At 59.5% G+C, this 11,799-nt stretch carries 11 protein-coding genes and 1 tRNA gene; 5 read left to right on the top strand and 7 right to left on the bottom strand.

The features are described from left to right. Window positions 1-28: 28 nt before the first annotated feature. From JQ575_RS28465 to JQ575_RS28445, 5 genes are all read right to left on the bottom strand, one after another. On the bottom strand, window positions 29-1,732 hold the full coding sequence (locus tag JQ575_RS28465) for a hypothetical protein (protein WP_212036526.1): 1,704 nt from the start codon (window positions 1,730-1,732) through the stop codon (window positions 29-31). A gap of 557 nt (window positions 1,733-2,289) precedes the next feature. Then, window positions 2,290-3,258 (bottom strand): tripartite tricarboxylate transporter substrate binding protein, encoded by a 969-nt coding sequence (locus JQ575_RS28460; RefSeq protein WP_212036525.1) that lies wholly within the window; start codon window positions 3,256-3,258, stop codon window positions 2,290-2,292. 90 nt (window positions 3,259-3,348) lie between these two features. Further along, window positions 3,349-3,876, bottom strand: coding sequence for an isochorismatase family protein (locus JQ575_RS28455; RefSeq protein ID WP_212036524.1), 528 nt, complete (start codon window positions 3,874-3,876; stop codon window positions 3,349-3,351). Between the two features lie 159 nt (window positions 3,877-4,035). Then, a complete protein-coding gene (hisN, locus tag JQ575_RS28450) occupies window positions 4,036-4,815 on the bottom strand; it encodes a histidinol-phosphatase (RefSeq protein WP_212036523.1) in 780 nt (259 codons plus the stop codon). Window positions 4,816-5,377: 562 nt separating this feature from the next. Next, on the bottom strand, window positions 5,378-6,265 hold the full coding sequence (locus JQ575_RS28445; protein ID WP_212036522.1) for an N-formylglutamate amidohydrolase: 888 nt from the start codon (window positions 6,263-6,265) through the stop codon (window positions 5,378-5,380). Window positions 6,266-6,618: 353 nt separating this feature from the next. Here JQ575_RS28445 and cpdR point away from each other — a divergent pair, with 353 nt between their 5' ends. Then, a complete protein-coding gene (gene cpdR / locus JQ575_RS28440; protein ID WP_212036521.1) occupies window positions 6,619-6,978 on the top strand; it encodes a cell cycle two-component system response regulator CpdR in 360 nt (119 codons plus the stop codon). 129 nt (window positions 6,979-7,107) lie between these two features. Next, a tRNA-Val gene (locus JQ575_RS28435) sits at window positions 7,108-7,182 on the top strand. A 29-nt stretch (window positions 7,183-7,211) separates the two neighbouring features. Here JQ575_RS28435 and JQ575_RS28430 read toward each other — a convergent pair. Next, window positions 7,212-8,438 (bottom strand): hypothetical protein, encoded by a 1,227-nt coding sequence (locus JQ575_RS28430; protein WP_212036520.1) that lies wholly within the window; start codon window positions 8,436-8,438, stop codon window positions 7,212-7,214. 204 nt (window positions 8,439-8,642) lie between these two features. After that, complete coding sequence (locus tag JQ575_RS28425) at window positions 8,643-8,867, bottom strand: AlpA family transcriptional regulator (protein ID WP_212036519.1); 225 nt, start codon at window positions 8,865-8,867, stop codon at window positions 8,643-8,645. A 948-nt stretch (window positions 8,868-9,815) separates the two neighbouring features. On the opposite strand from JQ575_RS28425, the gene JQ575_RS28420 reads away from it, so the two are divergent. From JQ575_RS28420 to JQ575_RS28410, 3 genes are read left to right on the top strand one after another with little or no spacing between them, the layout of a single operon-like run. Continuing rightward, complete coding sequence (locus tag JQ575_RS28420) at window positions 9,816-10,022, top strand: hypothetical protein (RefSeq protein WP_212036585.1); 207 nt, start codon at window positions 9,816-9,818, stop codon at window positions 10,020-10,022. A gap of 17 nt (window positions 10,023-10,039) precedes the next feature. Continuing rightward, window positions 10,040-10,597 (top strand): hypothetical protein, encoded by a 558-nt coding sequence (locus tag JQ575_RS28415; protein ID WP_212036518.1) that lies wholly within the window; start codon window positions 10,040-10,042, stop codon window positions 10,595-10,597. A 22-nt stretch (window positions 10,598-10,619) separates the two neighbouring features. Continuing rightward, entirely contained in the window at window positions 10,620-11,363 is a 744-nt protein-coding gene (locus tag JQ575_RS28410) for a TIGR02391 family protein (RefSeq protein ID WP_212036517.1), read from the top strand. The last annotated feature ends 436 nt before the right edge of the window (window positions 11,364-11,799 follow it).

The raw sequence follows: 11,799 nt of genomic DNA, 5'->3' as shown, positions 1-11,799 counted from the left end.
CTGGCGTGGCGCACGCGGCAAGCAGTCATCACTTCTTGCGCCAGATATCCAGCAATGCGTCGGCCTTGGTTCGCAGCGGCAATCGTTCGTTGGTCAGCGCATCGAGGAAACCCGCAATGCGCTGCGACTTTGCCAGCGTATAGAGCGTGAGGGCTGCGAAAGCGGCCGCCGTTACGGCTACGTAAACTGCCTTCGCCGCGAGATGATGGTCGGTGGCGGCGATCAGGCTGCTCATGCCGAGGAAGCCGGTCGTGGTGGTGCCGATCAGGCCGATCATGGTCACGACGGTCAGCCTGAGGAAGATGTTCGACTGGCGACGCAGAAGATCGCTGTCGAGATAGGCGCCCATATCCTTCAGCTCTTCCCTGATATCGACGTACAGGCGATCGGTGCCGAGGTGTTTGACCAGGGCATGGAACACCTCGCGCGTCTGCACGTGCTCCGATACGTCGTGGAACCAGTAGCGGTGGGTGAAGCGAAGGAATATTTCGAGCAGGCTCCTGATCTCGGCGCGGAATCGTCGCACGGTTTCCTGCTGCTCGATATTGAGACGCGTCACAGCGTGCACCAGGCGGTCGGACATCATCAGCAAGGCGCCCTTGTGCATGTGCGCGATCAGCGCCAGCAGAAAGAACTGATGACGGAACTGGCCAAGAACGCCGCGCTCCGCATCCAGGAATACGGGCCTTGCGGCGTCGCCGACGATGAGGAACGCGTGATCGCAGCACATCACGCGTGTGCGCAGCCGGGCGTCGGATTGGGTTTCGTCGTAGTACCTGTCGTAACAATGGTTTTCTTCGAAGCTCGTCAGATATTTCTCGGAGTAGGGCAGCGCATGCCGGTCGCCGGGTGCGTTCGCGTAGGCCAGCCGGGCGAAGTCTGCCCGCGTCAGCCGCTCCGGATGTTCGACGGCGAGATACGCCATCAACGGCATGCGATAATATTCGAGTTGGCGGAACCGCAACGCTCCCGCCTGATCGGAGTGATGCGCCGCCATCGGGGTGAGCAGATATTGCCAGTGCGCGGCGAGCGGCGGCGCCCGCTCGCGACACACCGATGCCAGATACTGCTTTCTGTCCTCGTAGTCCGACACCGCGAGCACGCGCCCGTCTGCCGCCAGCCATTCCACCTTGCGGGGGCAGTTGATGCCGTCTCCCTCTGCCGTCCAGCCCGCCGGATAGGCGCGGCCGAACCGGTGCAGGGAGTCCTGCACCACGTCGAGCGGCAGGTCGGAGCCGGACACTTCGACGGCAAGAATGACGAGGTCGACGTCATAGAAAAAATAGAGATCGACATGCCGGACATCGAAGACAACAGGTGCGTCCCGTTCGGGGAACAGGATCCGCACCGCTGCCACGTCCGTCCGGCGGTAAGCTTTTATCGGGGATTCGCCGTAGGCGGCCATGGATCGGCGCTTGGCGCCTTCGCCGTAGAGCAGACGCTGCACATAGGGCAGGAACGTCACGAACTCGCGATAATGCCGTTCCTGGAAGGCGTCGGGATCGGCGCAGAATTCATCATCCACTTCCTTCCAGATCCGGCCGGCATCCTTCTCGAGAAGCTCCCAGTGATGATGGATTTGCGAGCCTTCCTTCAGCGGCAGCAGTTGAAGCGGCCAGAGCAGGATCTGGTGGAACGTGCGCACCAATGGTGTGGATTCGGCCGTGGATTCGATCGGGTCCGATGCCAGGCGCGCCTTGGAGTCCAGCCCGCCGATCGTTTGCGACACCATGGCACGTCCTCGACATTCCAGTTTGGAGGCCAGAATACTGAACCATACCGCAAAAGCATCAAGCATTGTCCGCGCGTTGCTGTCGCACGCTGCAGGCGGAGACGCCAAATTCCGCATTGCAGCGGGAATGACCTGATGGCCAATAGACGACTTTCTCAAAAGGAGTAGGCTGGCGAGCGTCTCATGCCTTTTTCAGGAGGTCAGACCATGACACGGCAGCTTTTCGTCGCGATCACCCTCATAGGCACCGGAATGCTCCTCAATACACAGGCAGAAGCAGTGTCACCTTTTCGGTGCGAGGACCGGGCCGCAAATTGCGTTGGCAGATGTGCCAACCCGACTGGCGGGGGCGGTGACTGGCGAGGGCATCAGAACAAATGCATGCGCTATTGCGACCAGCAGGTGAGCAGGTGTCTGATCCGCGCGCAATGACTCGCCGCTAGCGCCCGGTGTTGGCGGAGCGCCAGGAGGATTTCGTCGCGGCGTGATTTTTCTGCTTCCCGTGTAGAAGCGAGAGTGGCCGCATGGCGTGAGCACAGCGCCATGCTTGGCGAGAATTACTTCGCCGTCTCGAGGCCCGCGTCCTTGATCACCTTCGACCACTTCTTGATTTCAGAGTCGATGAAGCCGCGGAAATGCTCCGGGGTATCGCCGGCCACGGTGAGGCCCTGATCGGCGAGTTTTGCCTTGACGCTCGCGTCGGCCATCGCCTCGTTGGCGATGCGGTTCAGCTCAGCGACGATCTTCTCGGGTGTGCCGCCCGGCGCGATCATGCCGTACCAGTTCTCGATCAACAGATCCGGCATGCCGACTTCCGCCGTGGTCGGCACGTCGGGCGCGGTCGGGGCGCGGGTGGGGGAGCCCAGTGCAATTGGCTTCAGCGAGCCCGCCTTGATATGCGGCAGGATCACCAGCAAATCGAGGAACGTCATCTGCACCTGCTGGCCGAGCAGGTCGTTGATCGCAGGCGCCGCGCCGCGATAGGGCACATGCACGATGTCGAGTTTGGCGGTCAGCTTGAACAATTCGCCGGCCAGATGCGGCAGGCCGCCGACGCCGGCGGAGGCAAAATTAAGCTTGCCGGGCTGCGCCTTGGCGAGGGCAATGAGTTCCGCCATGTTGTTGGCGGGAACGTTGCTGGCCACGACCAGCATTTCCGGCACGGTCACGACAAGCGTGACCGGTGCGAGGTCCTTCCGCACGTCGTAGGGCATTTTTTCCAGCGAGGGGTTGATGACGAGCGAACTCGCGCTGGTGATGCCGATGGTGTAGCCGTCGGGCGCGGCTTTCGCGATTGCGTCGGTGCCCAGCACCCCGGCCTGTCCGCTGCGATTTTCGATCACGATCGGCTGCTTGACCAGCTCCGACATGCGCTGGCCGACCACGCGGGCGATGATGTCGTTCGGCCCGCCGGGTGGGAACGGCACGATCAGTTTGATTGGTTTGGTCGGAAAATCCTGTGCCATGCCCGCGGCCGGCCATAGCAGCAGCGACAATCCGGCCGCCAGCGCCCCCCAAATCCTCATGCAAGCCCTCCCTGCGCAGATGTCTAAAGCGTCTGTCGCGTTGCGTGCTTATAGCAGATTTTTGTCCGGCGGGTTACGTTATCGCTGCGGTCAAAGCACGAGTTCGTCGGTGGCCGCGAGCCGGACGGGTTTTGGGGAAATGAGATTGCACCAGACCCAATGATGATGCCGCATGATGCTGGCCGCATCGAGGTGGGGGCGGTCGCTCAAGGTGTGGGCATCGGTCACCACGACGACGTTGTGCTGGTTCGAGACGGCGGATCGGACGGTGGCATCGACGCACAGATCGGTGGCCCACCCCGTCACCAGGACGCGGTCCGGCGCGATCCTGCCGAGGCGGGCCTGCAACTCGGCGCCGGCGAAGGGGTCGTTCATGCTCTTCTGAACGACGACATCGGCGGGATCCCTGATGAGTTCGGGAAGCAGCGCCCAGCCCGGCGATTGCGGTTCGAAATCGTCGCCGGCGTCGCCGCAGTGCTGAATGAAGATGACCATGCCGGACTGCGCGCGCACGCTGGCGGCGAGCCGGTTGATACGGTTGATGACCGCTGGCAGATCGTGCTTGGGATCGCCGCTCCGCAGCCCGACCTGCATGTCCACGATCAGCAGTGCGTCCATGCGATGCCTTCCGTGGCCTCCCGGGCAAACCGTTTGTCCCGAGGAAAGAACCTGCCCGCGCTTGATACGGGGCCTGCCCCGCACTTGATGCGGGGTGAAACCGGTTTCCCGGGGGGCAACATCAGGCGTTTGCCCGAAGATCGTCCTTTAAAGAATGCGCTAGCTGTTGAGTAGTTTCATCGCCGCTTCATGCACGCGGGCGTCGCCGGCGGCGATGATGCGGCCGCCGCTGTGGGCGGGCTTGCCGTCCCAGGTGGTAACGATGCCGCCGGCGCCGGTGATGATCGGGATCAGGGCCGCGATGTCATAGGGCTTCAGCTCGGTCTCGACCACGAGGTCGAGATGACCGGCCGCCAGCATGCAGTAGGAATAACAATCGCCGCCATAGCGCGTCAGCTTCACCGCCTCTTCGACCCTGCCGAAGGCGGCCCGGTCGGCGGCGTTCATCAATAGCGGGCTTGTCGTGTAGGAGGTCGCGTCCGCCAGCGAGGCGCAGCGCCGCACGGAAAGCTTCCGTTCGCCCGAGGGGCCGGAATAATGCGCCGAGCCGCTGTCGCCGGAAAAACGCTCGCCGATATAAGGCTGGTGCATCATCCCGAACACCGGCGTGCCCCGGTGCATCAGCGCGATCAGCGTGCCCCAGATCGGAAAACCTGCGATGAAGGATTTGGTGCCGTCGATCGGATCGAGCACCCAGACATATTCGGCGTTTTCCTGCTCGTTGCCGAATTCCTCGCCGACGATGCCGTGCTGGGGAAAGTTGCCCTTGATCAGCCGGCGCATGACAGCCTCGGCGGCGCGGTCGGCCTCGGTGACGGGATCGAAATCCTTGGCGCTCTTGTTGTCGATCGAAAGCGAGGTCCGGAAGAACGGCAGAATGGTTTCGCCGGAGGCGGTTGCAAGGCGGCCGATAAAGGCTGTGAAATCGATGACCGTCACGGCAGTTCCTTGAAAGGGCGGAGGGGCGTTCAAGCGTTCGCGTTCTTGCCTAGCTCAATCCTGCGATGGGCGCACGATTAACGGAATGTTATTCCCATCTCATCCGACTAAGGGTCCCTTTTCATCCGACTCAGGGTCCCCTTTGGGGTTTCGAATCGGCTTCGTTTAGGCATGCATTTTTGGTGACACGGCCATTCACAACATCGAGATTTGTGAATTGTGGCCGCTCCGTAACACCGGGTTCCCACGGAATTTTCTCTGTAAGATATTGAATATAAAAAGAGAAATTGTATTTAACCGACCTGTTGCATAACGGCCAGCCTCGCCGGGATTACGCTGGGAAAGTTTCGAAAGGACTTGCGTTTTGTGCAGCGCGGCCGCATATTGTTGCGGTGCGGTAGGGCCTCGCCCTATCGCTGCCCTCCTTGGGCGTTTCCTCCCTAGACTTGGGCCGCTTGTTCATTCAAGCGGCCCTTTTTTCTTTTGGGGTTGTCATTCCGGGATGGTCCGAAGGACCAGGCCTCAGGTGCGCAATTGCGCACCGGGGAATGACTGAATCAAATTACTCCGCCGCGGCCTGGAACGGCCCGAGGTCGCCGAGCGGCACGGTGGCCAGCGCGTCGGCCAGAACGGTGAAATCGGCCGCCACCTGCGCAAAGCGCGGTGAGCGCTCGCGGCGGCGTTCATCCATATAGATCGCGCGGTTGAGTTCGAGCTGCACGGTGTGCAATCCGCTTGCCGGGTTGCCGTAATGCTCGGTGATGAATCCGCCGGCATAGGGCTTGTTGCGGCCGATCGAATAGCCGAGCCTGCTCATGACCTCCTCGACGACGTCGGGCAGCAGTGCGGCGCAGCTGGTGCCGTAGCGGTCGCCGATCACGATATCGGGCCGCCGCGGCTCGTCGCGCGAGACGCCGATCGACGGCATCGAGTGGCAATCCACCAGGATCACGGTGCCGAAGGCCTGATGGGCCTTGTTGATCAGCCGCCGCAAGGCGCGGTGGTAGGGCTTGTAGAGCGCCTCGATCCGCCCCAGCGCCTCATCGACATTGAGCCGCTCGCGGTAAATCTCCTGCCCGTCGCCGACCACGCGCGGGATGGTGCCGAGACCGCCGGCGACCCGCATCGAGCGGGTATTGGCAAAGCTCGGCAGCCGGCCGGTGAACATGCGCGGATCGAGCTCATAGGGCTCGCGGTTCACGTCGACATAGGAGCGTGGAAAATTGACCCGCACCGTCGGAAAGCCGCGATCGCTCAGATCAGCGATCAGTTCGTCCATGAACGAATCCTCGGAGCGGCGCAATGCTGCCAGATCGATCCGGGACGCGTTGAGGAATTCCAGCGGATAGACCGAGCCGGAATGCGGGGAATTGAAGATGATCGGCGCCCGCCAGGTGGCCGGCTCCACGATCTCGAACGGAGGCGACAGTTCGCCATCAAACTGGGTCATCGTCGGGCGCCGTCCCTTGGATCCGTGCTTCCCAAGCAGTCGATCAAGACAGTCGATCAGGCCTCGCGATAGAGCAACCGATTCTGCCGGAAAACCAGAGATTTTATGAGAACGCATTGTCGGTAATCACAATCATTCTGCCAAGCAAAAAAGCAGTGAAAAAAGCCGCAATGGTGCTGGAACACATCTCCAATGCGGAAAACGCCTGCCTTGATTGATCTCTGGCGCGTTCCGGTACAGAAATAGCGCCGCTCTCCGTGACCTGCACACTGCTGCCTTTCACCCGATCTTTACCGTCTGTCGGGCTTAGTGTGCAGACTGACCCTCCAAGCCGGATTCGACGACAGACCGCCATGCACAAAATCCTCCTCGCCGAAGACGACAACGACATGCGCCGCTTCCTGGTCAACGCGCTGGAAAACGCCGGATTTCAGGTCTCGCCCCATGATAACGGCCTGTCCGCCTATCAGCGGCTGCGCGAGGAGCCGTTCGAGATGCTGCTGACCGATATCGTGATGCCCGAAATGGACGGCATCGAACTGGCGCGGCGCGCTTCGGAACTCGATCCTGATATCAAGATCATGTTCATCACCGGCTTTGCGGCCGTTGCGCTGAATTCCGATTCGGAAGCCCCGAAAAACGCCAAGGTGCTGGCCAAGCCGGTCCATCTTCGCGAATTGGTCAGCGAAGTGAACAAGATGCTGGCGGCCTGATTCGGGTCTATTTAGCTCGAAATCACACCGGAAATTACCCAGAAGCGTCCTTGCGGGGGCGCTTTGGAGCCGATATACGGACCGCACCCAATACGAACAAAGCTGGAGCGGGATGGTCATCCCAATCTAGGGCGCGTAGCTCAGCGGGAGAGCACTACCTTGACATGGTAGGGGTCACAGGTTCGATCCCTGTCGCGCCCACCATCTTTTACTGTAAAACAAGGCATTTCTCTCTACCTTTCCTTTCCTTGAACCACGCTGAATGACGATTTTGCGCGTAGTTTGCGCGTCGATAGCGCTCGCGTGGTGAAGCGCTGAAGTTCTTCGATTAGGGAATCCGTTGCGCGTCGGGCGTCTTCAAGGAACTCCGGGTCCCGATGCTCATACCATTTGGCGGTGCGGCTATCGGCATGGCCGAGCCAGACGTCCCGCTGTTCCTTCGACACCGGCGGCTTGATCTGGCGCGCGTGCGTGGCCATGAAATGACGCACCGTATACTGGGTGAAGTTTGGCATCCCGCAGGCTTCCGCATGTCGCTTGAACGTCTTCTTCATCGTGGTCACCGGCTTGCCGTCCCAAGTCATGGGCGCGTCAGTATTCCAGTGCTGTAGCCAGCCGGTCAGGTTGTCGGTCAGTTTGATTTTTGGTCGTCGCTTCTTGTTCTGGCGGCGGCCGGGAGGGTTGAGGTCAACAAGGCCAAAGGACCAATCGACTTGAGCCTTCGGGCGGAAGTCGATTATGGCCTCGGGCCGCGCCCAGGTATTGAGCGCGATCACGACAAAGCGGAACAGGTTCTCTTGCCGAGCGTCGATCGCATCGATGAACCGGCCAAATTCTTCGAAACTAGGCAGCCAATCTCGCGGCGCCGATTCCGGCAATTCTGTGAGTGCGACCACTTCAGACATCTGAGTGACCACGCGCGGCGTCTCATCGAGCAGCAGAACTTCTTTTTCGATGCCGAAACCGTCGCGGACGATTTGTGATCTTGTTCCGAAGCCGAACGCCGCCGACACTACCGAGAGATTGCGCGCGATCGTGCCAGCCTTGTGATCGTAGGTCTTGACGCACCAACGCATGAATTCCCGCTGCTGTATCTTCGAGAACGCGGACACGCGCGCGGTGGGGCCGATTTTTGCCGTTGCATATTCGATCACAAGCTGAATCGCCCGAAACGCCGGCTTTGCCGAAGGCTTCAGCTTGACGTCGTTCTCGTAATAGAAATCAAGCGCAGCGCTTAGCAACACCGCGTCCGGCGAGCGGCTCGCGTTGACCTTGGCGCTGCCGGCCAGAGCGATCAGGCGGTCTTGAGCTTCGGCGAAAACTTTTGTCTCAAGGCTTCGGCGGTGCGTTCGTCCTGTTCGCTGGTCGTACCAGTTGGCATAGAGATAGTCGGAGCCGGCGACGTGGCCGATCCAGTATCCGCCGTATTCCCAGAGGCGCACTGCAACTGCGGCCGACATGTTGTGACCTTCCTTTCCAAATAGTTCGCGACCCAAATTGGCCGGTAAGAGATCATGTTCTTCTTGCCGGTCATAAATTCGATTTGATCGTTTCGACGCGCTTGCCGCAATTCCCGCGCGCTGAGTAGGTTACGGTAGCGTTCGCAGACTTGCGCCTCGGTGAGCATGTCGTCGAAGAGTGACAGAGGATTGGCGGTGCTCATATCAGGCGGCCTTCTGTGCAGCACGCCGGGCCTTCTCGGTCTGGCCGTCGGATTGCTTCGCCAGCTTCTGCAAGTAGGAATCGATCTGGCTCTCGATCCAACCAGCCTTGCGCTTGCTGAGCCAAACCCGAGCGGGGAACTGCCCCGCCTCCTCAAGCTTTCGGATAGTCGGCATCGAATACACGATGCCTTTTTCCTTCAGTCCCGACAGGTTTAGAAATTTCATAGCGAAAATCTCCAAGCAGGATCGCCCGCGTCGACGGAGCCGACCGGGTTGTTCTGGATTTAAGTGTTGGTTGCAGTGCGCTTCTGGGCACAAAAAACCCGCCAAGCGGCCAAGGGCCGGGCGGGGTATGGCAGCTGGACAACTGCCCTTCGGGCGCAGTTGTCCTGCTGCCTGACAAGAAGCCTTAACCCGCGCGGTTACGCAAGCGATGTTTTCTGATGTTTTTCCCAAGTAGCGTTTAAAGCCCAATTTCATTGGCTTTCTTGCACTACAATGCTGTGGATTATGTTTGGAGCCATCAAAGGTCGGTTCGAAAGCTGTGCGCGACGCCACAATTCACTCCCGGTGTCCGCGCGATTCGCTGCCGGTGTGACGTCGATCACGAAAAGACAACCCGCCGGGCGTGAACCGGAAAGACGTAAACGCAGACTCTGCGTTTACGTCTGATGGCGGGCTGCTTTATTAGGCCGATAGGTCCGAGCAATCCCGGACCATGCTCACGATCTGCGCCGCCTTAACCGGCTCTGGCTCGGTTAGGAAGCCTCGCACAAGGCGCTCCGCCGCCCGGAGAACGAGCAATGCGTCCTCCAGCTGTATGGGTAAGGCCGCCACGATTAGAATCGCGTGTACTCTGTGCTCGTGCCGTTACGTCGCCATCAATTCGCCCTCCGGGGTTCGACCGCCAGAAGTTCGAGAGACGTGCGCGTTGGATCAGCTTCCACGGCCACGTAGGCGCGTCTTTGCGCAGTTGCCCGATGGCTTGGAACAACGGCGGTGTGTCTGTGGGGAAGTAAAGCCCGCCGGTGCTTTCGGCTGGCATAGGTGTGCTATTCTCAGAATCAACCTGAGCCATGACTTACCTCATAGTTTGGGCCAGGCCTGTCACGGTGTTGGTAGCACCGCGGCGGGCCGCTTGTTTTTGAAGCTTGAAAAGCGTAATACTATAGAATGAAAAAAGCAATACGGAAGACGAGGGGAGGAAAACGCCCCGGTGCCGGCAGGAAGCCAACCGGCGTCGATCCAACCCGCACATTCCGGCTGTCCGACGAATTCATTGCAACGGTCGACGCCTGGGCGGATCAGCAGGCCGATGAGCCAAGCCGCTCCGAAGCCATCCGCCGGCTTGTAGAACTGGGACTGAAGGCAAAGAAGTGACAACTGCGGATTGGGCGTTGGCCATCAGCATCTTTTCAGCGATCGTTGCCACCGCTAGTTTTCTTTGGAACGTCTGGTCTAAGTTTATCTATCCGAAGCCGGTGGTCCGCGTCTCATTTGCAATGGTGACTATCATGCAGCAGGGCGCAGAGGACATTGAGGTTCTGCAATTGGCTGCGACCAATATGGGCCCGATCGAGGCAACGCTCATGAAGGCCTTGATCGTATTTAATCGTGGTCCATTCAAAGATAAAAGCTACGGCATTCTCAACGTTCTGCCGCGTGCACCACAGGGCCCTGATCTAGATTACGAATGGGGTTTGGGCGGCGGCCCGACAGCGTGTTTTCCGAAGACGCTTGCCGTCGGGGAGAGCTTTAGCGTCTACCTCGTCCCGGACCATGAGACTTTAGCGCGGGGCGACTATCAGGTCGTCGGATTTGATGATTCATTTGGGCGCAGTCATTGGGCGCGTCGAAGCGATATCATTCGTACACTCCCGTATATTCGGGACGCCTGCGAGAGGGCTGGCAAAAACTGGCGGGATCGAAGGCGAAGCAGGCCTTGGTGCGATTAAGCCATCTCGGAGAATTACCAACATGCGTTCACTTCCTGAAGTCGTGCCGGTCGAACATCTACTCTTAATGGAGGTAGAGGAACTCGCCGGCCTCGTCCTCATGGCTGCAAAAGTTGACGGGAATCAACTTCACCAAAGCAACTTTACCAACACTCTGTTTCACGCCAACCAGGGCGGTCACAAATATCATGGTCGCAACGACGAAGTTGAAGTGGCCATTGCGGAGGCTTGGAACTGGTTGGAGGTGCAAGGTTTACTCATACCGGCCCCCGGAACGAATGGAGCGAACGGTTGGAAAATACTCAGTCGTCGTGCCAAAAAAATCCAATCTGCGGTCGACGTAACGCAATTCGCGAAAGCCAGGAGGATACCGAAAGAATTACTTCACCCGCGGATTGCCGACAAAGTCTGGGCTGCCTTTATTCGAGCAGAGTTCGATGTGGCGGCCTTCTTGGCGATGAAAGCTGTCGAAATTTACGTTCGCGAAGCAGGAGGATTTGGTGACGGCGATCTTGGAACGGCACTTATGCGGAGTGCATTTCACGAAGACACCGGCCCCTTGACCGATAAAACCGCCGAAAAAAGCGAACGGCAAGCACGCTCTTCACTGTTTGCTGGTGCAATCGGATGCTACAAAAATCCGCACTCGCACCGAGACGTTGATATAAACGAGCCTGACGAGGCGATGGAAATAGTTCTTCTCGCCAATCATCTGTTGCGCATTGTCGACGGACGACTAAGAGCTATCAACATCGCACCGCCATAGCATTGCAGACAGCTTTCCACACCCGCTACGCGCTGTAGTCACTCGCCACTCCGATCCCCAAGGGATTGATAATTTGCCTTAGCGCCGCGCGACCGCTTCGATGGGGGATGCCTTGGCGCCGCAAACCCGACTCTCGACTTCGCTACTGGCCTGACGGCAATCCGACGACCGCTAAGGCCGCTGGCTTCAAGTCCATCCTGATCTATTGCGTCGGCCCACCTTACGGCGATCAGCGCCCGCGTTGCTGGCACTGGGCGGCTCTAAGCCTAGACGACCTGCCAGACCGGCAATGGCCAGACATTCTAGCCCACCTCAAATGCACGAAATGCGGTAGCGTGGGCTGGGTCGACCCCCGCCCGAACTGGGGCGAGGTGATCGACTACGAAAAGGGCGTAGGCTGATTAGACGGGTCTCGCTTGTTACGGGTGGGAAGGCA

The sequence above is a fragment of the Bradyrhizobium sp. JYMT SZCCT0428 genome (assembly GCF_018131075.1).
Lineage (GTDB): Bacteria > Pseudomonadota > Alphaproteobacteria > Rhizobiales > Xanthobacteraceae > Bradyrhizobium.
This window is presented reverse-complemented; position numbering and strand designations above follow the sequence as displayed.

Coding starts and splice junctions, on each gene's coding strand:
- JQ575_RS28425 (WP_212036519.1), bottom strand. CDS start 8,867: ATGAAATTTCTAAACCTGTCGGGACTGAAGGAAAAAGGCATCGTGTAT.
- JQ575_RS28420 (WP_212036585.1), top strand. CDS start 9,816: ATGAAAAAAGCAATACGGAAGACGAGGGGAGGAAAACGCCCCGGTGCC.
- JQ575_RS28465 (WP_212036526.1), bottom strand. CDS start 1,732: ATGGTGTCGCAAACGATCGGCGGGCTGGACTCCAAGGCGCGCCTGGCA.
- JQ575_RS28445 (WP_212036522.1), bottom strand. CDS start 6,265: ATGACCCAGTTTGATGGCGAACTGTCGCCTCCGTTCGAGATCGTGGAG.
- JQ575_RS28460 (WP_212036525.1), bottom strand. CDS start 3,258: ATGAGGATTTGGGGGGCGCTGGCGGCCGGATTGTCGCTGCTGCTATGG.
- JQ575_RS28455 (WP_212036524.1), bottom strand. CDS start 3,876: ATGGACGCACTGCTGATCGTGGACATGCAGGTCGGGCTGCGGAGCGGC.
- JQ575_RS28430 (WP_212036520.1), bottom strand. CDS start 8,438: ATGTCGGCCGCAGTTGCAGTGCGCCTCTGGGAATACGGCGGATACTGG.
- JQ575_RS28410 (WP_212036517.1), top strand. CDS start 10,620: ATGCGTTCACTTCCTGAAGTCGTGCCGGTCGAACATCTACTCTTAATG.
- cpdR (WP_212036521.1), top strand. CDS start 6,619: ATGCACAAAATCCTCCTCGCCGAAGACGACAACGACATGCGCCGCTTC.